The organism is Streptomyces sp. NPDC046831, from assembly GCF_040645305.1.
Lineage (GTDB): Bacteria > Actinomycetota > Actinomycetes > Streptomycetales > Streptomycetaceae > Streptomyces.
Genome location: NZ_JBEYXZ010000002.1, coordinates 226663 through 246381, shown reverse-complemented (window position 1 = coordinate 246381; position 19719 = coordinate 226663). Strand labels below are relative to the sequence as shown.

General features: G+C 73.6%; 20 protein-coding genes and 2 pseudogenes. 11 read left to right on the top strand and 11 right to left on the bottom strand.

Annotated elements, in window-relative coordinates; translation table 11 throughout:
* Positions 1-30: 30 nt before the first annotated feature.
* Positions 31-1068 (bottom strand): PHP domain-containing protein, encoded by a 1038-nt coding sequence (locus tag ABZ920_RS03045; RefSeq protein WP_361498149.1) that lies wholly within the window; start codon positions 1066-1068, stop codon positions 31-33.
* Positions 1069-1295: 227 nt separating this feature from the next.
* Here ABZ920_RS03045 and ABZ920_RS03040 point away from each other — a divergent pair, with 227 nt between their 5' ends.
* The 3 genes from ABZ920_RS03040 to ABZ920_RS03030 are packed head-to-tail and all read left to right on the top strand — an operon-like array spanning position 1296 to position 3415.
* The gene (locus tag ABZ920_RS03040; RefSeq protein WP_361498147.1) at positions 1296-2105 is read left to right on the top strand and encodes an SDR family oxidoreductase; all 810 of its coding nucleotides are present in this window, start codon (positions 1296-1298) and stop codon (positions 2103-2105) included.
* Between the two features lie 11 nt (positions 2106-2116).
* On the top strand, positions 2117-3133 hold the full coding sequence (locus ABZ920_RS03035) for a DNA topoisomerase IB (RefSeq protein ID WP_361498145.1): 1017 nt from the start codon (positions 2117-2119) through the stop codon (positions 3131-3133).
* 45 nt (positions 3134-3178) lie between these two features.
* Complete coding sequence (locus tag ABZ920_RS03030) at positions 3179-3415, top strand: hypothetical protein (RefSeq protein WP_361498143.1); 237 nt, start codon at positions 3179-3181, stop codon at positions 3413-3415.
* A gap of 116 nt (positions 3416-3531) precedes the next feature.
* On the opposite strand, the gene ABZ920_RS03025 is transcribed toward ABZ920_RS03030, so the two are convergent.
* The 5 genes from ABZ920_RS03025 to ABZ920_RS03005 all read right to left on the bottom strand — a co-directional run bounded on the left by ABZ920_RS03025 (position 3532) and on the right by ABZ920_RS03005 (position 8169).
* Entirely contained in the window at positions 3532-4767 is a 1236-nt protein-coding gene (locus ABZ920_RS03025) for a lectin (protein WP_361498141.1), read from the bottom strand.
* A gap of 134 nt (positions 4768-4901) precedes the next feature.
* Positions 4902-5432, bottom strand: a complete 531-nt coding sequence (locus ABZ920_RS03020; RefSeq protein WP_361498139.1) for a VanZ family protein — start codon at positions 5430-5432, stop codon at positions 4902-4904.
* Between the two features lie 87 nt (positions 5433-5519).
* Positions 5520-6182: a DUF4230 domain-containing protein gene (locus ABZ920_RS03015; RefSeq protein ID WP_361498137.1), complete on the bottom strand. Its 663-nt coding sequence runs from the start codon at positions 6180-6182 to the stop codon at positions 5520-5522.
* A gap of 91 nt (positions 6183-6273) precedes the next feature.
* The gene (locus ABZ920_RS03010) at positions 6274-6654 is read right to left on the bottom strand and encodes an anti-sigma factor antagonist (protein WP_361498135.1); all 381 of its coding nucleotides are present in this window, start codon (positions 6652-6654) and stop codon (positions 6274-6276) included.
* Positions 6655-7218: 564 nt separating this feature from the next.
* Positions 7219-8169, bottom strand: coding sequence for an NADP-dependent oxidoreductase (locus ABZ920_RS03005; protein WP_361498133.1), 951 nt, complete (start codon positions 8167-8169; stop codon positions 7219-7221).
* Between the two features lie 83 nt (positions 8170-8252).
* Between ABZ920_RS03005 and ABZ920_RS03000 the strand changes: the two are divergent.
* Positions 8253-8820: pseudogene (locus ABZ920_RS03000) on the top strand (DJ-1/PfpI family protein); the annotation flags it as partial.
* 284 nt (positions 8821-9104) lie between these two features.
* Positions 9105-9497: a VOC family protein gene (locus ABZ920_RS02995; RefSeq protein WP_361498131.1), complete on the top strand. Its 393-nt coding sequence runs from the start codon at positions 9105-9107 to the stop codon at positions 9495-9497.
* A gap of 6 nt (positions 9498-9503) precedes the next feature.
* On the opposite strand, the gene ABZ920_RS02990 is transcribed toward ABZ920_RS02995, so the two are convergent.
* Together ABZ920_RS02990 and ABZ920_RS02985 are read right to left on the bottom strand one after the other, a co-directional pair.
* The gene (locus ABZ920_RS02990; RefSeq protein ID WP_361498370.1) at positions 9504-9803 is read right to left on the bottom strand and encodes a DUF4235 domain-containing protein; all 300 of its coding nucleotides are present in this window, start codon (positions 9801-9803) and stop codon (positions 9504-9506) included.
* Between the two features lie 107 nt (positions 9804-9910).
* A complete protein-coding gene (locus ABZ920_RS02985; protein WP_361498129.1) occupies positions 9911-10930 on the bottom strand; it encodes a glutathione S-transferase C-terminal domain-containing protein in 1020 nt (339 codons plus the stop codon).
* 172 nt (positions 10931-11102) lie between these two features.
* On the opposite strand from ABZ920_RS02985, the gene ABZ920_RS02980 reads away from it, so the two are divergent.
* Positions 11103-12083 (top strand): cation diffusion facilitator family transporter, encoded by a 981-nt coding sequence (locus ABZ920_RS02980; RefSeq protein WP_361498368.1) that lies wholly within the window; start codon positions 11103-11105, stop codon positions 12081-12083.
* 375 nt (positions 12084-12458) lie between these two features.
* Here the strand turns inward: ABZ920_RS02980 and ABZ920_RS02975 are convergent, their stop codons facing one another.
* Together ABZ920_RS02975 and ABZ920_RS02970 are read right to left on the bottom strand one after the other, a co-directional pair.
* Positions 12459-12908, bottom strand: coding sequence for a nitroreductase family deazaflavin-dependent oxidoreductase (locus ABZ920_RS02975; RefSeq protein ID WP_361498127.1), 450 nt, complete (start codon positions 12906-12908; stop codon positions 12459-12461).
* A 298-nt stretch (positions 12909-13206) separates the two neighbouring features.
* Complete coding sequence (locus tag ABZ920_RS02970; protein WP_361498125.1) at positions 13207-13836, bottom strand: LysE family transporter; 630 nt, start codon at positions 13834-13836, stop codon at positions 13207-13209.
* 283 nt (positions 13837-14119) lie between these two features.
* Here ABZ920_RS02970 and ABZ920_RS02965 point away from each other — a divergent pair, with 283 nt between their 5' ends.
* The 3 genes from ABZ920_RS02965 (at position 14120) to ABZ920_RS02955 (ending at position 16310) form a co-directional block, all read left to right on the top strand.
* On the top strand, positions 14120-15325 hold the full coding sequence (locus ABZ920_RS02965) for a cytochrome P450 (RefSeq protein ID WP_361498123.1): 1206 nt from the start codon (positions 14120-14122) through the stop codon (positions 15323-15325).
* A gap of 12 nt (positions 15326-15337) precedes the next feature.
* The gene (locus ABZ920_RS02960) at positions 15338-15538 is read left to right on the top strand and encodes a ferredoxin (RefSeq protein ID WP_361498121.1); all 201 of its coding nucleotides are present in this window, start codon (positions 15338-15340) and stop codon (positions 15536-15538) included.
* A 211-nt stretch (positions 15539-15749) separates the two neighbouring features.
* A complete protein-coding gene (locus tag ABZ920_RS02955) occupies positions 15750-16310 on the top strand; it encodes a flavoprotein (RefSeq protein ID WP_361498119.1) in 561 nt (186 codons plus the stop codon).
* Here ABZ920_RS02955 and ABZ920_RS02950 read toward each other — a convergent pair.
* A complete protein-coding gene (locus ABZ920_RS02950; protein WP_361498117.1) occupies positions 16292-16813 on the bottom strand; it encodes a hypothetical protein in 522 nt (173 codons plus the stop codon). The two genes, ABZ920_RS02955 and ABZ920_RS02950, sit on opposite strands and share 19 nt — an antisense overlap.
* A gap of 200 nt (positions 16814-17013) precedes the next feature.
* Here ABZ920_RS02950 and ABZ920_RS02945 point away from each other — a divergent pair, with 200 nt between their 5' ends.
* Positions 17014-17982, top strand: a complete 969-nt coding sequence (locus ABZ920_RS02945; RefSeq protein ID WP_361498115.1) for an aldo/keto reductase — start codon at positions 17014-17016, stop codon at positions 17980-17982.
* Between the two features lie 428 nt (positions 17983-18410).
* Positions 18411-19719: pseudogene (locus ABZ920_RS02940) on the top strand (hydrolase); the annotation flags it as partial.

The window sequence follows — 19719 nt, the reverse complement described above, 5'->3', positions numbered from 1 at the left end:
TCTCTTCCCTGGGTGTTCCCGGGTACCACGTCAGGTGCTCGCCACTCCGGACGGCGTCCTGCGCTCCCGGGTCCAGGCCAGCAGGTCCTCCTGGGACCAGGTGGTGACCACGCGCTCCGCGGGCACCCCGCACTCCTCCGCCCGCGCGCAGCCGTGGATCTGCCAGTCGAGCTGGCCCGGCGCGTGCGCGTCGGTGTCGACGGAGAACAGCACCCCCGCCCCGACGGCCTGGCGCAGCAGCCGCCGGGGCGGGTCCAGGCGCTCGGGGCGGCTGTTGATCTCCAGGGCCGTTCCCGTCTCGGCGCAGGCGGCGAACACCTCGCCGGCGTCGAACCGCGACTCGGGCCGGCCCCGCCCGGTGAGCAGCCGGCCCGTGCAGTGGCCGAGGACGTCGGAGTGCGGACTGCGGACGGCGGCCACCATGCGGCGGGTCATCGCGTCGGCGTCCATCCGCAGCTTGGAGTGCACCGACACGACGACGACGTCGAGCTGTTCGAGCAGCCCGGGTTCCTGGTCGAGGGAGCCGTCGTCGAGGATGTCGCACTCGATGCCGGTCAGCAGGCGGAAGGGTGCCCACGTCTTGTTCAGCTCCGCCACCACGGCGAGCTGCTCGCGCAGCCGTTCGGGGGACAGGCCACGCGCCACCGTCAGACGGGGGGAGTGGTCCGTCAGCACCGCCCACTCGTGGCCGAGGGCGGCCGCCGTCCGGCCCATCTCCTCGATCGGGCTGCCGCCGTCGGACCAGTCGGAGTGCAGATGGCAGTCGCCGCGGATGAGCGAGCGCAGGGCCTCCCCGCCCCGGGCGAGCGGTTCCCCGGCCTCGTCCTGGAGCTTTTGCAGGTAGCCGGGCACCTGCCCGGCCAGTGCCTCCCGGACGACCTGCGCGGTCTTCGGGCCGACCCCCTTGAGCGACTCCAGGCGCCCGGAGGACGCGCGCGCGGCCACTTCGCCGGCGGGCAGCTCCGCCAGCGTCCGGGACGCCGTGCGGAAGGCGCGCACGCGGTACGTGGGCGCCAGGGACCGCTCCAGCAGAAAGGCGATCCGGTCCAGTGCCTCGACGGGGTCCATCGCCACCTCCGCATCAAGAGTTCCCCACCCGGCGTCCCGTCGCACGGCGGTACCGGCCTGCGGGCCGGGCGTGCCTCGCGAGCCGTCCCGGCGCGGCACGCCGGAGCCGCCGGGCCGCAGCCGGGCCCGCCGGCGGGCGGACGCCGGACAGGAGTCCTGGTTTGCCCGGGACGCACCCGGGTACTGGCGAGGCCGTCCGCAAGCGGTCTCCCCTCAGGAGGTCTCCCATGTCCGCCCCCGCCCCCTCCGCATCCCGGGTGGCCGTGATCACCGGCGCCGACTCCGGCATCGGGCGTGCCACCGCCGTCCGCCTGGCCGAGGCGGGGATGGACGTCGGCATCACCTGGCACAGCGACGAGAAGGGCGCCGAGGAGACCGCCGCGGAGGTCCGCGCCAAGGGACGCAGGGCCGCCGTCGCCCGGATGGACCTCACCCGGCTGCCCGCGGCGGCGGACACCGTCGACGCCCTGTGCGAGGAGCTCGGCCGCATCGACGTCCTGGTCAACAACGCCGGCACGGGCACCGCCACGCCCTTCCTCGACCTGGGGCTGGACGACATGCGCCAAGTCCTCGACGTCGACCTCGTCGGCCCGTTCCTGTGCTCCCAGAAGGCGGCCCGGCGGATGATCTCCCAGGGCGACGGCGGCCGCATCGTCAACGTGACGTCCGTGCACGAGCACCAGCCGCGCGTCGGCGCCGGCCCGTACTGCGCGGCCAAGGGCGCTCTCGGACTGCTCACCCAGGTCATGGCCCTGGAACTGGCCGAGCACGGCATCACCGTCAACGCGGTCGCTCCCGGCGAGATCGCCACCCCGATGACCGGTCAGGAGGACACGGACGTCCACACCGAGCACCGCCCCGGCATCCCGCTCGGCCGTCCCGGCGACGCCCGCGAGGTCGCGGCCGTCATCGCCTTCCTCGCCGGTCCCGACTCCTCCTACGTCACCGGCGCCTCCTGGAGCGTCGACGGCGGCATGCTGCGGATGGGCCCGATGGCGGGGTCGCACCTGACCAGCGACGACTGGCGCCGTCCCTGAGTGGGCCACGGATGAGGCTGCGCACCAGTTCCTGCGACCGCCCCGGCTTCACCCGCGTCCGGTGCGGCCGCGGCTTCCGCTACCTTGACACCCGCGGCGAACCGCTCACGGACCCCGGGCAGCTCGACCGGATCCGGGCCCTGACCATTCCGCCCGCCTGGCGCGAGGTGTGGATATGCCCCTGGCCCAACGGGCACCTCCAGGCCGTCGGCACGGACGACGCCGGACGCCGCCAGTACCTGTACCACGAGGCCTTCCGGGCTCAGCAGGACCAGGCCAAGCACGAGCACGTGCGGCAGGTCGCCCGGGCCCTGCCCGAGCTGCGGTCGCGGGTGGCGGCCGGCCTCGCGGGCCGGGGCCTGAGCCGGGACCGCGTCACCGCGTGCGCCGTGCGCCTGCTCGACCTCGGCTTCTTCCGCATCGGCAGCGACCGGCACACCGAGAAGAGCGAGACCTACGGCCTGACCACGATCCTGCGCGAGCACGTCACCTGCGGCCGCGGTGAGATCGCGTTCTCCTTCCCGGCCAAGGGCGGCATCTCGCTCGTACGGGCGCTGGTGGACGAGGAGGCGCACGCCGTCGTGCGGTCCCTGCTGCGGCGCCGGCACGGCGGGGAGCGGCTGCTCGTGTACTGGGACCGGGGCGCCTGGCACGACCTGCGCGGACACGACCTGAACGACGCGCTGCGCACGCTCGCGGGCACCGAGATCACCGCCAAGGACTTCCGCACCTGGCACGCCACCGTGCTCGCGGCCGTGGCGGTCTCCGTCACCACCGAGGAGGCCCGCGCGACGGCCGCGGCCCGGCGCCGGCAGATCAGCCGGGCGGTCCGCGAGGTCAGCCGCTACCTGGGCAACACGCCCGCCGTGTGCCGCTCCTCCTACATCGATCCGAAGGTGTTCGAGCGGTTCGAGGAGGGCGACACGATCGCCCCCGTGCTGACCCGGCTCGGCGAGCACGGGGACTTCGGCCGGCCGGCCACCCAGGGGGCCGTCGAGGCGGCCGTCCTGGATCTCCTGGAGCGCTGACGTCGAAGATTTCGTACCGATGTGTCCCGTTCTAGGCTTGATGGCATGACCGAAGTCGCGAGCCCGTACATGTCCCGCCCACGGATCCTGGTGCTCGGGGTGCAGCCGGGCAACCCGCCGTTCCGGATCGTGGAGATCGACGGTCAGGTGGTCGGGGAGGCGAAGACCGTCACCGACGTCCTGGAGGCCGCCGCCGCGTTCGGGATCACCGTGCACGACCTGGACGATCCGGATGTCGTCCGCTGGGTCGGCGGTGACAAGTTCACCTGGACCCGGCGCTGACGGGGTCCTCCCGAGGCGCCCGGAGCCGTGCTGCGGCCCCGCGACGGACACGGCGGTCCGCCCGAACACCTCGGGCGGACCGCCGTGCCGTCACGGGAGCACCGGCCGGGCGGGACTCAGCCGACCGTCCACTTCTGGTTCGCGGCGCCGGTGCAGGTCCAGATCTGCAGCCGGGTCCCGTTGGCGGAGGAGCCGCCCGTCACGTCCAGGCACTTGTCGGCCTGCGGGTTGACGATGTCGTGCGCCGCGCTGACGGCCCACTTCTGGTTGGGGCCGCCCGTGCAGTCCCACAACTGCACGGTGGAGCCGTCCGCGGTGCGGTTGTCCGTGACGTCCAGGCACTTGCCGAGCGCGCGGAGCGTGCCGTCCGAGCCGACCGTCCACCGCTGGGCCGCCGTGCCGTTGCAGTCGTAGAGCTGGACGGGCGTGCCGTTGGCCGAGCCGGCCCCGGCCACGTCCACGCACTTGCCGGCCAGGCCCCGGATCGCCCCGCCGGCCGGCGCGGAGTCGCCCGTCGTGACCGACACCGAGTCCACCACCAGCTGCTGCGGGAAGACGGTCGAGCCGTCCGGGTCGCCGGGCCAGTAACCGCCGACGGCCAGGTTCAGGATGAGGAAGAACGGCTTGTTGAACACCCACGTCCGGCCGCCCAGGTCGGCGGGCGTGCGGCGCTGGTAGACGTTGCCGTCCACCGACCAGGTGATCGAGTCCGGTGCCCAGTCGACGGCGAACGTGTGGAAGGCGTCCGCGAAGGCCTGGCCGTTCGGCAGCGTGTAGCCGGCGCCGATGCCGCCGGAGCCCGAGTAGCCCGGTCCGTGGATGGTGCCGTGCACGGTCGACGGCTCGAAGCCGACGTTCTCCATGATGTCGATCTCGCCCGAGTCGGGCCAGTCGACCGGGGTGCCGAGCATCCAGAACGCGGGCCACATGCCCTGCCCGCGCGGGATCTTCATCCGGGCCTCGACGTGCCCGTACTGCGCGGTGAACTTGCCCGAGGTGTTCAGCCGGGCCGAGGTGTACTGGCAGGTTCCGTACCAGCACTGGTAGTTGGCGGGGTTCTCCCGGCGGGCGGTGATCACCAGGTGGCCCTGGCCGTCGAGGGCCGCGTTCCTGGTGCCCGAGGTGTAGTACTGCCGTTCGTGGTTGTTGACGTTGTCGCCGGTCTCCAGCTGCCACTTGTTCGGGTCGACGGCCGAACCGGCGGGCCCGTCGAAGGTGTCGGAGAAGGTCACGGCGGCGGCGGACGTGCCGCCCGCGGTGTCCGCCTGGGCCGGCCCGACCGCCAGGGTGCCCAGCAGGGCGGCGGACAGGGCGGCGAGGAGACATCTGCGGAGCAGGCGGGGGGAGGCCACAGGTCTTCCCTTCTGTACGGCGGCCCGCCGGAGCGGGCGCGCCGACCGAGGTGGGGGCAAGGGGTGTCGCCTCTTGATTCAAGGAGTGAACTAAGGGGTCGTCAATACTCTGGTCCGTACCTGCCGTCCACTCGTCACGTGCGTACCCGGCGCGCGTGAACGGCCCGGCCGAGCCGGCGTCCCAGCAGCAGGTAACCCACCAGCGCCCCGGCCGTGTTGAGGATGACGTCGTCGATGTCGAAGGCCCGCCCGGTGATGAGCGCGCCCTGGGCGAACTCCACCATGAGCATCACGATCGCGGTCAGCAGGAGCACCCGCAGCAGACCGCGCGCCTTGGGCGCGACCACCGGCACCAGCACGCCGAAGGGGATGCCCAGCACCACGTTGCCGCCGATCTGCTTGACCGTGTCCCGCAGGGCCGGCCGGCTCATGTAGGCCCGCAGCGAGTCGCCCGGGTGCAGATTGGTGTGCGTCAGTGACTCCGACGCGGGCGAGGGCTGCAGGGTGAGCTTGGCCAGCACGACCGCGAACGCCACCATGAAGAGGAAGGCGCACAGCACCGCCAGCAGACGCAGCGGCAGCGGCAGCGGCCGGCGCTCGTCCGGGTCCGGGGCCGGCTCCCGGTCGGCCTTGGGGGTGCGCAGCCGTAGGGCCATACGGGCCATGAGGTCCTCCAGTGCTCAACTAGTGTGGGGGAAAGTGAGCCGGCTCGGGGAACTGGTGCCCCGTCAGAAACGGGTCACGCCCGCCGGTCAGGGCCCGTACGAGACGTGCACCTCCTGGAAGCCGAGGGACTTCAGCAGCCCCTGGAGCATTCCGGTGGTGTTGGTCTCGGCGCGTGCGGTCAGCCCGCTCTCCTTGGCGGCGTCCGCGATGTGCCGCACGGCCAGCTGCTGCACGGCGCGCTCGCCGTTGGGATTGCCGGAGAACAGGTCGCCCAGCCGGTCGAGCAGGCCGCGTTGCTTGGAGACCGCGTACGAGTGGTCGGGGTCGAGGGCCGGCTTGCCGAGGCGCGCGTGCGGCAGCCGGAGCGTGGCCGACGTGCGGTCGTCGTCGACCGTCACGTCGTCGTCGCCGACCTCGCCGAGGTCGACGTAGGCGTCGACGGTGCCCGCGCCGACGTACAGCGTCCGGGTGCCGCGGATGGCGTCGGGCAGGTACTTGGTGTCCTTCTCCAGGTCGACGACGACCTGGAAGTTCCCCGAGGCGGCGTCGTAGCGGCTGAGGTCCTGGATGGACTCCAGCAGCGCGGGGCCCGAGCGGTCGTGCGTTTCCGTGCCGAACAGGTCCCTGATGCCCGGCAGCACACTCAGCCGGATCCCGGCGAACAGCACGACGAGCACCACGACCACGGCGCTCACCGCCTTCGCCCAGCCCGGCATGCGCCGGGGCGGCTGACTGATGGACGTCGTCATGCGGCGGCCCTCCTTCCTCCAGACCGCTTTCCCCTCAAACCCGTTGGCAGACAGGTCCGTTGACACATCTGCCGACGCGCTCAGAACGTCCTCACAGGGAGCCGGAGGTGGCCGGGGGCCGGGCCAGCGCCGCGTCCAGCGTCGGATGCGGCGGCAGCAGCCGGGTCAGGCCGGTGACCTTCAATACCCGAAGGGTCAGCGCGTGCGTGCACACCAGGCGCAGTTCCCCGTCCCGGCCGAGCACCCGGTGCCGCGCCCGATACAGCAGGCGCAGTCCGGAGCAGTCGAAGAAGTCGACCTGACGCAGGTCCACCACGATCCGGGCACCCGGACGGGCCGTCAGCCGGTCCAGGTACGGGCCGATCTCGGCGGCCGCGGCGATGTCGATCTCACCGCGGAACTCCACCACGGTGTGGCCACGGTGCCGGTGGACCCGCAGGTGACGGGAGAGCGGTGCCGGTTCCTGCTGCACGACGACATCGCCTCCAACCGGCGGGGTCCGCGGACCGCGACGGGCCAACACCCGTCCCCCTCCTGCAAGTTACCCCCGTTGGAGTGAATTCCAGCATGTTCGATTGACATATGTCGCCGAATCGCGGCCGTACCGCCCACATCGAACCTGCGCACGCGCGGCCGCTCCAGGCGAGCGGACGATCCACCCGGGCGCGGCCGCCCGTGAACGGAAGAGGTCGTGTCGGGGGGTGCCCGCCCGCAGCGTCCGGCGCGTCCGCACCGATTCCCTGGTGAGACACCGATTCCGCGCCGGTCCGAGGACGGGCACCCCCGGCGGGGCCCCGACCCACCCACGCACCGCAGGTGGGACGCGCCCGCCCACGCACGCCACGCGGGACGCCCAACGCAGCGCACGCTGGGACACAACCCCCGCGCACCGCACGCTGGAACGCAACCGTGACCCACCCACCCACGCACGCGGAACGCGCCCCTCAGGTACCACACACGCGCGGACGCGCCAGGAGGCAGGTCGCCGACCTGCCTCCCAACGCGTCCGCGCGGCGGCACCCTTCACCGGTCGACGTCAGTCGACGACGAGCACCAGCTTGCCCGTAGTGCGACCCGTCTCGCCCAGCTCATGGGCCTTCGCGGCCTCGGCGAGCGGAAACGTCCGGGCGATCGTGGCCCGCAGCCGCCCCGACTCGACGAGCTCCGCGATCCTTGTCATCCCGTAGTGGTCGGCGTCCACCAGCATCCTGACCGCACGGACACCGAGCCGTTCGGCCTCCTGATAGAACTCGTCCCCGCCGAACGGCACGATGGACACCACGATCCCGCCCGGACGCAGCACCCGCAGCGAACGCATGCCGGTCTCCCCGCCGATCGTGTCCAGCACGACGTCGACGTCCCGCACGGCCTCGGCGAAGTCCGTCGTGCGGTAGTCGATCGGCTCGTCCACCCCGATCTCGCGCAGGAAGTCGTGCTTGCCCGCGCTCGCCGTGCCGATGACGTACGCGCCGTGCGCCTTCGCGATCTGCACGGCCACGTGCCCGACCCCGCCGGCCGCCGCGTGGATCAGCACCCGCTGCCCCGCCCGCAGCCCGGCCCGCTCCACCAGCGCCTGCCAGGCCGTCAGCGAGACCAGCGGCAGCGCGCCCGCCTGGACGTGGTCGACACCGGCCGGCTTCAGCGCGAAGGTACGGGCCGGCGCGGTCACGTACTCGGCGTGCGAGCCGTGCCCGAACGGGTACGACAGCATGCCGAACACCTCGTCCCCCGGCTGGAACATGGCGACCCCGACGCCCGTCTCCTCGACGACCCCGGAGACGTCCCAGCCGAGGACGAACGGGGGCTGACCGAGGAAGCCGCCGGTGGCGCGGTGCTTCCAGTCGGTCGGGTTCACCCCGGCCGCCCGGACCCGGACCAGCACCTCATTGGGCCGCGGGGCGGGCCGTTCGAGCCGGACCTCCTTGAGAACCTCGGGACCGCCGAGGACGTCCTGACTGATCGCTCGCATCGTTGTCACATCACTCATGGTGACCCAGCATGCCCGGGCGCGCCCGTCGGCGACATGGCAGAAAGGTCAACCTCCCATACGATCGCGCCACGTCGCGTGCCGAACGTGTCGTCGTCCTCGCCCTCGACGGGGTCTACCGTTCGAGCTGGGCATCCCCAGCCGTGTCCTCGGCGCGGCCGACGGCCGGTACGAGGTGCTGACCTGCACCGTCGACGGCCGGCCGGTGCGCACCGACGCGGACTTCACCGTCACGCCCGAGCACGGCTCCGAGATGCTGGCCACCGCAGACACCGCAGACACCGCAGACACCGCAGACACCGCAGACACCGCAGACACCGCAGACACCGCAGACACGCAGACACCGCAGACACCGTGGTCGTCGCGGCCGTCGCGCCGTCCCACGTCACCGACGAGCTGCCGCGGGAGGTCGCCGCGGCGCTCGCGCTGATCCCCCCGGACGCGCGTCTCGTGTCCCTCTGCACTGGCGCGTTCGTGCTCGCCGCGGCCGGCTTCCTGGACGGCCGCAGGGCCACCACGCACTGGCACCTGGCGGACCGCTTCCGGCGCACGTTCCCGCGCGTCACCCTCGACCCGGACGTGCTCTTCGTCGACGACGGCCGCGTCCTGACCTCCGCGGGGGCCGCCTCGGGCGTGGACGTCTGCCTGCACCCAAGGCCGAGGCGAAGGCGAAGCCGAGGCCGGCGCGAAACCGAGGCGAAGACGGGCCGAGGCCGGCGCGGAAGCCGAGGCGAGGACGAGACCGAGGCAAGCGCGCAAGCCCGAGGCGGACGCGAACGCCGAGGGAAGCATGGAAGCCGAGGCGAACGCATCCGCAAGGCAAGGGAGTTGACCGTGCACGCCACGAGTCCGGCGGCCGACTGATTCCACGAGGGCGGGATATCCGCACCGTAGGGGCGGCGGGGTGCCCGCCGCCGAAACCCTTCGGAGGAGACATGCCACTGGTGACAGCGGGCGTCGTGGTGCTCGACTGCGCGGAGCCCGAGAAGCTCGCCCTGTTCTACAAGCTGCTGCTGGAGGCGGAGGACACGGACGCGACCGCCAACCTGGTGGAGATCAGGGCCGCCGACGGCTTCCGCATGGCGTTCCGCCGCGACATGAACGCGACCCCGCCGAGCTGGCCGCGCCCGGAGAACTCCCTCCAGGCCCATCTCGACTTCCTGGTGGAGGACCTGGACGCGGCCGAACGCCGGGTCGTGGAGCTGGGCGGGCGCCCGCTGGAGGCGAAGGACGTGCCCGGCCCCTACGAGGAGCGGATGTGCTCCGACCCGGCCGGGCACTCCTTCACGCTGCGCCGCGGCCGGCAGGCCGCGCCGAAGCAGGGTTGAGGCCGGTCAGTCGCGACCGCCCTTGCCCTTGGCGGGCCACACGCCGGTCGAGCGCGCGATGGCCTTCGCGCCGGTGCGGTCCACGGCGCTGCGCACGACGGCGAAGATGGCGCCCTGGACCGCCGCGGCCAGCAGGATCTCGCCCCAGCCGCGGTCCGGGTCGAGCGCGTCGGGAGCGTCGTCCTCGTGCCGGATGGCCTTCCACGTCGCACGGAAGGCCTTCCCGGCCAGCGCACCGCCCGCCCAGCCCAGCACGAAACCGACGGGCTGGTAGGCGAGCGGGAGCTTGTTCTTCTTCTTGGCCACCTGGATCTCCTTGGTGAGTCGTGTGAGCGGATGAGTCGTTGGATCGCTCACGGGTGGCCGGCCGATCGGCGTGTGTGCCGGGGCCGGCCGGGTCGGGGGAGCGGGGGTCAGGGCCGGCCCGCCGGCGGGACCTCCTCGCCGGGGTGCACCGGTCCGGGCGCGGTGCCGTCCCCGAAGGGGCGGCCGCCGAGTTCCTCCCGGTGGTGCGGGGTCAGCCAGCCGGACAGGTCCGGCCCGAGGGGCACGATGCCCGACGGATTGATGCCGGTGTGCACCTGGTAGTAGTGCCGCTTGATGTGGTCGAAGTCGACCGTGTCGCCGAAGCCGGGCGTCTGGAACAGGTCGCGGGCGTACGCCCAAAGGACCGGGTTCTCCGCGAGCTTGTACCGGTTGCACTTGAAGTGGCCGTGATAGACGGCGTCGAAACGGACCAGGGTGGTGAACAGCCGGATGTCCGCCTCGGTGATCGTGTCGCCGACCAGGTAGCGCTGCCGGGCCAGGCGGTCCGTCAGCGCGTCCAGGCGCCGGAAGACGTCCGTGCACGCGGCCTCGTACGTCTCCTGCGTGTGGGCGAAACCGGCACGGTACACGCCGTTGTTGACGTCCTCGTACACGTCCGCCATCACCGCGTCGATCTCCTCGCGCAGCGACCGCGGGTACAGGTCCGGGGCGCCGGGACGGTGCAGGGCGGTCCACTCGGTGGCCAGGTCGAGCGTGAGCTGCTGGTAGTCGTTGGTGACCAGCTCGCCGCTGGTCACGTCGACGACCGCGGGCACGCTCACCCCGCCCGGATAGCCGGTCTCCCGCTTGTCGTAGGCCTCGCTCAGGAAGCGGATGCCGAGGACCGGGTCGCGGCCGTCGGGATCGAGGGTGAAACGCCAGCTGCGGTCGTCCTGGATCGGGTCGACGACGGCCAGCGACAGCGAGTCCTCCAGTCCGAGCAGCCGCCGGGAGATCACCGCCCGGCTCGCCCACGGGCAGGCGCGGCTGGCCACGAGGCGGTAGCGTCCGGCCTTCACCGGGAAGCCGTCCCGGCCGTCCGCGGTGATGCGGTCCGCGAAGTGGCTACGGGACCGCTTGAAGACCTTGCGGCCATAGGCGCTGTTGCCCTCGGGCCCGTCGCTCATGTGTCCTCCTGGGTGTGCGTGTCCCCTGGTGAACACGTTCCCCGAATTCCGCCTCCGGCACGGTGTGATCCTTCGCGGCGTGGGGCAGGCGGCGAACGTGAGCGGGACAACCGCGGAGCAGGTGACGAATTACGCGGCGGTCGAGGCGGCGGACAAGGGGGCGGGTCGGACGGTGGACGGAACGACGCAGGACGTGAGTGAGTCGGCGGCCGACCGCAGGACACGTGTCACCGTGCTGGTCGCGCTCGCGGCCAATCTGGTCATCGCGGTCGCCAAGGCCGTCGGCGGTCTCCTGGCGCACTCGCCCGCGCTGCTGTCGGAGGCGGCCCACTCCGTCGCCGACAGCCTCAACGAGGTCTTCCTGCTGGCCGCCCTGCGCCGCAGCCGCCGCCCCGCCGACCGGCGGCACCCGTTCGGGTACGGCAAGGAGCGGTTCTTCTGGTCGCTCCTGGCCGCCGTCGGGATCTTCGTCATGGGCGGCTGCTTCTCGGTCTTCCAGGGCGTGGAGGCGCTGCGCAACGGCGCGGAGGAGAGCTTCGGCGGCTATGTGGCGGGCCTGGTCGTCCTGGGCGTCGCGCTGCTCGCCGAGGGGGCCTCCCTGGTCCGCGCGCTGCACCAGGTCCGCGGGCAGGGCGGCCCCGGGAAGGGCCTGCGCGACCCGGCCCTGCGCACGGTCGTCGCCGAGGACGGCACGGCGGTGCTCGGCGTCAGCCTCGCCATCATCGGCATGGCGCTGCACATGGTCACCGGCCAGGTCGTCTGGGAGGCCTCCGCCTCGCTCGCGATCGGCGTCCTGCTCGTCTACGTCGCCTACCGGCTGGGCCGGGAGGCGCGCGACCAGCTCATCGGCGAGGCCGCGGACCCGGAGCTGAGCGGCCGGATCATGCGTGTGCTGGAGGCGCAGCCCGAGATTGACAGCGTGGAGGCGCTGTTCACCATGAAGATGGGCCTGGACTCCACGCTCGTCGCCGCCCGGATCGACCTCGCGCCCGGCCTGGACAGCGAGGCCGTGGAGGAGGTCGCCGTCCGCATCAAGCGCTCCCTCGCCCACACCGTCCCCGAGGCGGACCAGATCTTCCTCGACGTGACCGACCGGCTGGCTCAGGAGACAGACGGAAGCCCCGCCGCGACGGGGGAGCGCGGCGGGGCCTGAACCACGGGTGCCCCGGCCGGTGCGCGTCCATGCGCCGGCCGCGGGACCGCCCGGGCCGGGAGCCTCTTCCGGCCCGAGCCCTCGGCCGGGGCAACCTCCTCGGCCCGCTTGCGGCCCGAGCCCTCGCAGAGCTTCCGGCCCGAGCCCTCGGCCGGGGCAACCCCGTCGGCCCGCTTGCGGCCCGAGCCCTCGCAGAGCTTCTGGACCGAGCCCTCGGCCCGGACAATCCCTCGGCCCGGTTCCGCTCCGAGCCCTCGGCCCGCTTCTGGCCGAGCCCTCGTACCGTCCCCGGCCCGGGGGTGGGCCCGGGGACGGGCACGGGCCGTACCCGGCTCCCCGGCTGCCGGTCGCGCTCCGCCCCGGCGGCCGTCGGTCTCAGTGCCCGTCGGCCGGCTCCAGGACGAAGACCGGGATCTCCCGCGCCGTCTTCTCCTGGTACTCGGCGTACGGCGGGAACGCGGCCACGGCCCGCTCCCACCACTCGGCCCTCTCCGCGCCGGTGACCTCACGCGCCGTCATGTCCTGCTTGACGGGCCCGTCCTGAAGTTCGACCCGGGGGTCGGCCTTCAGGTTGAAGTACCAGAACGGGTGCTTCGGGGCACCGCCCTGGGAGGCCACCACCGCGTACCGCCCGTCGTGCTCCACCCGCATCAGCGGCGTCTTGCGGATCCTGCCGCTCCGGGCACCGCGCATGGTCAGCAGGATGACGGGCAGGCCGGTGTCCAGCAGGGTCGTGCCCTTCGTGCCGCCGGAGCTCTCGTACAGCTCCACCTGCTCACGCACCCACTGGGCCGGGCTGGGTTCGTACTCGCCCTCAAGAGGCATGGACCGGGTCCTCTCATCGTGTTCCGTGACGGTCGCGCACGGCATGCGTCGAACATCTTCACCCGTGCGCTTCATCCCTACCGCGTTCCGCTTCGGCCACGCCCGGCGGCGGCCACCTGCCCGGGTCCGCCGCGCCGGACGCGTCCGGCCGTACCGTCCGGGACGGCCACCTCGTGCGCCGTCCCGTGTGCGCCGTGCGCCGTGCCGTGGACGAGGAGAGGACGGCCCGGACGGCCGCCGGGCCGTCGCGGCGCGCGCGGGACGCGTCCGCACGACTCCGCGCGCCCGGGGTCCCGCGTCACGGCGACACGGTCATCCGCACCGCCAGCGCGGTGATCACCCCGCTGGAGACGAGCGCTGTCACGAGCCGGCCCCGCCGGCCCGTCAGGGCCCGGCCGAGCAGCGCGCCGCTCCCGGCGAGCAGCAGCTGCCAGCTCGCGGACGCGGCGAAGGCGGCCGACACGAACACCGCCTGCTCCAGGGGCCGCACGTCCTGCCCGGTGCGGGTGCCGAGCACCAGGGCGGCGAAGTAGACCACGGTCGCGGGGTTGAGCAGGGTGACCCCGAGCAGCCCGGCGTACGCGCGGGCCGGGGAGGGGGCGGACGGCTCGGCAGGGGCGGTCTGCCGGTGCTCGCGGTACCGTCGCAGCGCGGTCATCGCCCCGTGGGCGGCCAGCGCGGCCAGCACCAGCGCCGACGCCCAGCGCAGCGGCGTCAGCGCGGGCCGCAGCAGCCCGGCCAGGGCCGAGCCGCCGAGCACGGCCAGCAGGGCGTAGAGGCCGTCGGCGGTGGCGATCCCGAGCGCGGCGCAGGCCCCGGTCCGCAGCGTGCTGCGGGCGGTGAGGGACACCAGGTAGGTCCCGACGGCGCCGACGGGCACGGCGATGCCGTAGCCCGCCACCAGCCCCGCGACGAGGGCGCCCGTCACGACGGCGCCGGGCCGGGCCGTCCGCGGGGACCGGACCGCTGCCGGCCCCGCGGGGAGCAGCCGGCGCGGGGCGACGGCGGCGGGAGCGTGTGGATCGTGGGCATGGCCGGATCCTGGCGACCGCTCGCCCCGGCGGCAACGGGATTTACGATGAGGAAGGACCGGACCGCTTCCGGCCAGATTCCGCGGGGAGCTCATCTGGCCGAACTTCACGTCGCCCCTTAGATGCCTCGGGCATCTAATGAAGATCGGCACGACGCTCCCATCGTCTGCGAGGTCTTTCATGACGGACTTGACGGAACTGTCGCAACCCGTCGCCTTCCCCCAGGACCGCACCTGCCCCTACCACCCGCCCGCCGGGTACGACCCGCTGCGCGGCGCCCGGCCGCTCGCCCGCGTCACCCTCTACGACGGCCGCCCCGTCTGGCTCGTCACCGGCCACGCCGTGGCCCGCCGGCTGCTCGTGGACCCGCGCCTGTCCACGGACCGCACCCGGCCCGGCTTCCCGATGACCACTGCCCGCTTCGCCGCGGTCCGCACCCGCACGCCCGCGCTCCTGGGCGTCGACGACCCCGAGCACCACACCCAGCGGCGGAAGCTCGTCCCGAACTTCACCCTCAAGCGCGCCGCCGAGCTGAGGCCGCGCATCCGGCGGATCGTCGACGGGCTGCTGGACGCGATGGTCGCGCAGGGACCGCCGGCCGAGCTGGTCGGCGCCTTCGCGCTGCCCGTCCCGTCCATGGTGATCTGCGAGCTGCTCGGCGTCCCGTACGCCGACCACGAGTTCTTCGAGGAGCAGTCCCGGCGCCTGCTGCGCGGTCCGACGACCGCCGACACCGAGGACGCGCGGGACCGGCTGGAGGGGTACCTCGGCGAGCTGATCGACCGCAAGCGGACGGACCGGGGCGACGGCGTGCTGGACGACCTGGTGCAGCAGCAGCTCCGGGACGGCGTGCCCGAGCGCGACGAGCTGATCTCCCTGGCGCTCATCCTGCTGGTCGCGGGACACGAGACGACCGCCAACATGATCTCCCTGGGCACCTACACGCTGCTCCAGCACCCCGAGCGGCTCGCCGAGCTGCGGGCCGACCCCTCGCTGCTGCCCGCCGCGGTGGAGGAACTGATGCGGACGCTGTCCATCGCGGACGGGCTGCTGCGGGTGGCCACCGAGGACGTCGACGTGGACGGGACGACCATCCGCGCCGGCGACGGCGTCGTCTTCTCGACCTCCGTGATCAACCGGGACGCGGACGTCTACCCGGCCCCGGACGCCCTGGACTGGCACCGTCCGGCCCGCCACCACATCGCCTTCGGCTTCGGCATCCACCAGTGCCTCGGGCAGAACCTCGCCCGGGCCGAGCTGGAGATCGCCCTGGGCGCGCTCATCGAGCGGTTGCCCACCCTCCGGCCGGCCGCCGAGCCGCAGGAAATCCCCCACAAGCCCGGCGACACGATCCAGGGGATGCTGGAACTCCCCGTGACCTGGTAAGAGGCAGCCGCCATGCGCATCGACATCGACAAGGACCGGTGCATCGGCGCGGGCCAGTGCGCGCTGGCCGCTCCGCGCGTGTTCACCCAGGACGACGACGGCTTCAGCACCGTCCTGCCCGGTCAGGAGGACGGGGGCGGGGACCCGATGGTCCGGGAGGCCGCCCGGGCCTGCCCCGTCGGCGCGATCGCGGTGTCCGCCGCGTCCGACTGAGCCTTCTTCAGGTCCGGCTGATTCCGGCGCGGCCCTTTCCCGGGCGGCGCGGCCCCTTCCCCGGGCGGCCGCCGGCCCGGGGAAGGGGCCGTGCCGGCCACCGCCGTGCCGGCCACGCCGGCTGTGCCCGCCGCGGGGCCAGGGGCCCGCGGGCCCGCCGGGAAGGGGCGCTGGACCGCACGGGTGAGGCTTCGTTCAGTAAGGTGCCCCGATGACCGAACAGGCCGAGAAACCCTTCCTCTACGTGGTCGTCTGCGGCGCGGGTGTCGCCGCGGGCGTCGGTGAGCTGATCACCGCCGCCCAGGAGCGGAACTGGGAGGTCGGCGTCATCGCGACGCCGGTCGCCATGGGAGGCTTCTTCGACGCCGCCGCCGTCGAGGCGCAGACCGGCCGCCCCGTCCGCTCCGCCTGGCGCACCCCGGCCGACCCGCGCCCCTTCCCGCCGCCCGACGCCGTCGTCGTCGCGCCGGCCACGTTCAACACCCTCAACAAGTGGGCCGCCGGCATCGCCGACACCCTCGCCGTGGCCACCCTGTGCGAGGCCCACGGGCTCGGCGTGCCCGTGGCCGTCCTGCCGTGCGTGGCCGACACGCTCGCCGCCCACCCCGCGTACGGCAGCAGTCTGGAACGGCTGCGCGGGATGGGCGTCCGGTTCGCGGATCCGTACACCGGCGCGGCCGCGGGGGAGGGCGGCCGGCCGGAGTTCCGCTGGGAGCGCGCGCTGGACCTGCTCGGCAGCAGCCGGGGCGCCGGTCAGGAGTGCGTCGGATAGGCGGCCCTGCCGTCGCCCGCCGAGCCGCGTGCCGGAGCCGGCCCGGGCGCGGTCAGGGTCAGGGTGGTGCGGACCGTGCCGGTCAGGTCCACGCCCGCGGGCGCGGACCGCACGCGCACGGTGGCCGTGATCTCGTAGGTGCCCGGGCCGGGGTGCCCGGCGGATCCGGGCAGGGCCCCGGAGGCCACCGTCGCGCCGTCCCGGGCGGCGGTCCACGTGCCCCGGGTCCGGCAGGCGTAGCGCAGCTTCGTCGCCGGCCGGCCGCACGTCGCCGCGGGCAGGACCGCCAGGAGCGGGCTGCCGGTGTCCGCGCACAGGACGACCGCGGCCCACTGGCGGTCCGCGCTGCGCAGCGTGCCCGCCGGGGCGCACAGCGTGGCCGGGGCCTCGGCGGCGGAAGCCGCAGGCGGCGGGCCGGGCCGCCCCCAGGCGGGTGACACCAGGGCGAGCGGCAGCACGGCCGCCGCCACGAGGAGCCTGAGCGAGGTGGGACGTGCAGGCACCGCGTACCTCCCGGAGGGCCGCGACCGGCCCGGCGCCGGTCACCCGCACCGAGGATGCGGCCCGCGGCGCCCGCCCCGCCGTTCCCACGCCGGGCCGTCACCTGCGGGTGCCGCCGTGGTGACCCGGTCGGCCCCGCGGTCTCCGGCACGGCGGCATACGCTTCCCCTGAAGAGGCGTCCCGAAGGCAGGAGCAGCAACGATGCAGTATGTGAAGCTCGGTTCGACCGGCCTGGACGTGTCCCGGATCTGTCTGGGCTGCATGACCTACGGCGAGCCCGACCGCGGCGCGCACGAGTGGACCCTGGACGAGGAGGCGTCGCGCCCGCTGATCCGGCAGGCCCTGGAGGCGGGGATCACCTTCTTCGACACGGCCAACGTCTACTCGGACGGCACCAGCGAGGAGATCGTCGGCAGGGCGCTCAAGGACTTCGCCCGCCGGGACGAGATCGTGCTCGCGACCAAGGTGCACGGCCGTATGCGGCCCGGCCCCAACGGAGGGGGCCTGTCCCGCAAGGCGATCATGAGCGAGATCGACCACAGCCTGCGCCGCCTCGGCACCGACTACGTCGACCTCTACCAGATCCACCGCTGGGACCCGTACACCCCGGTCGAGGAGACCATGGAGGCGCTGCACGACGTGGTCAAGGCGGGCAAGGCCCGGTACATCGGGGCGAGTTCGATGTACGCCTGGCAGTTCTCCAAGGCCCAGTACACGGCGCGGCTGGGCGGCTGGACCCGGTTCGTCTCCATGCAGAACCACTACAACCTCCTCTACCGCGAGGAGGAGCGGGAGATGCTCCCGCTGTGCCGGGACCTGGGTGTCGGGGTGCTGCCGTGGAGCCCGCTCGCCCGCGGCCGCCTCACCCGCGACTGGGGGACCAGCACCGGCCGCAGTGCCACCGACGACTTCGGCAGCCGGCTCTACGAGGAGGGCGACCGCACCATCGTCGAGGCCGTCACCCGCATCGCGAACGACCGCGGCGTCCCGCGCGCCCAGGTGGCTCTCGCCTGGCTGCTGCACCAGGAGCCGGTCGCGGCGCCGATTGTCGGCGCGTCCAAGCCGCACCACCTCGAGGACGCGGTGGCCGCCGTCGACCTGAAGCTGAGCGACAAGGAGATCGAGGAACTCCAGCGGCCCTACACCCCGCACGCCATCAGCGGCCACTGAGGCGGCCACTGAGCGGCCCGGGCGGCGAGGCTCCGCCGGGCGCAACCGTCGGACGGCCGGGACCCGGAAAAGGGACGGAAGCCGGGCGCGTCCCCCGCGCAATTGCCCGCCGTTCGGGAGGGCATCGTTAAAGCGCGTACTTATTGACGGGGCGTCGACGCTACTATTGACGGGACGTCAAACCCGCTCGTCGGCAAGGCAATCCGCAGGATCGCGAGGTCTCTTGTTCAGTCGCGTCCGCCTGTGCAAGGGTGTGGGGTGTATCGGCGTGCGGACCACGAACGTTTTCTCCTGCGTGTCGAGGCCGCTCCGTACGCCCCCCACGCTTCACAAGAGCTGCCGCCGGCCTGTGTCCGAGCCCCGACGCCCCCTGGTACGGACTTATTCCGCGGTGCTCATGGAGGAATGCAGCCGTGAATGAGGCAGGCATGTCGAATTCCCCCGAGCCGGTACGTCTGTTCGAGACAACGGACGAACAGTTGAGCGCCGAACTGAGGAAGTGGACCGGGGCGTCACCGGCCCTCAACCCCGTCGGTGAACTGCTGGACCGGCACTGGGAATCCGCGTTCGCCTACGCGCGGCTGTGCACCGACGGCGCGCGGGCCGCCGGCATGCTCACCACTACGGCGTTCACCCGGCTGTTCGGCCAGTCGCTGCGGCAGAGCGGTCCCACGGCGGCGTGGCGCCCCCAGATACTCGTCACCGTGCGCCGCATAGCGGCGGAGTGGAGCGCCGACCACCGCCGCGCGATGCTCCACCCCGACCTGAGCGCCGCGGCCGCCGGCCCCGAAGGCGTCGCCGCGCATCTGCTGCCCCCGGCCGGCCGGCGCCTGCTGTCCCGGGCGTTCCAGCGGCTGCCCCAGTCGGCCCGCGCCCTGCTGTGGCACACCGAGGTCGAGGCAGAACCCCTCGCCGTCCCGGCGGCGTTGCTCGGCCTGAACGAGGAGGGCGCGCGCATCGAGCTGCGGCGAGCCCGGGAACGGCTGCGTGAGGAGTGCCTCCAGGTCCACCGCGAACTCGCCCCGGAGCAGATCTGCCTGCGCTACGCGCGCCTGCTCGACGTCACCTCCCGGCGCGGCGGCGCCGCCGTCGACCCGGACCTGCGGGAGCACCTGGCCGGGTGCACGCACTGCCGCCACACCGCCGACCAGCTGGGTCAGTTCGGCACGGACCTCGGCACCGCCCTGGCCGAAGGGGTGCTCGGTTGGGGCGCGCGGGCCTACCGGGCGTCCCGTGCGGGCGGCGAGGAGCCCGCGGTGGACGAGCCGGCCGCCCCGCCGGCCCCGGCGCCCACCGCACCGTTCGCGCCGTCCGCGCCCACCGGAGGCGCGCCGTTTTTGCCCGCCGCGACGGACGGTGTGTTCCCCGGGGCCGAGCCGCTGACGACGCCGCCGCAGGGCGGGATCCCGGGCGGTGAGCCGTTCGACTCCACGGCGGCCCGCGTGCCCGTGGGGGGCGAGTCCGCCGACGCCGCGCCGGGTGTTCCGGCTGCCGCCGGGGAGTCCTTCGGGACCCCGCCGGGTGTGCCGCCCGGGGTGGGTGGGGCCTCGGTGTCCGGGCCGGGTGCCGTGTCCGCCGGGGACGGGGGGTTCGCGTCCGGGCCGGGCGTGCCGCCGGTGGTGGGGGAGTCCTTCGGGTTCCCGCCGGGTGTGCCGCCCGGGGTGGGTGGGGCCTCGGTGTCCGGGCCGGGTGCCGTGTCCGCCGGGGACGGGGGGTTCGCGTCCGGGCCGGGCGTGC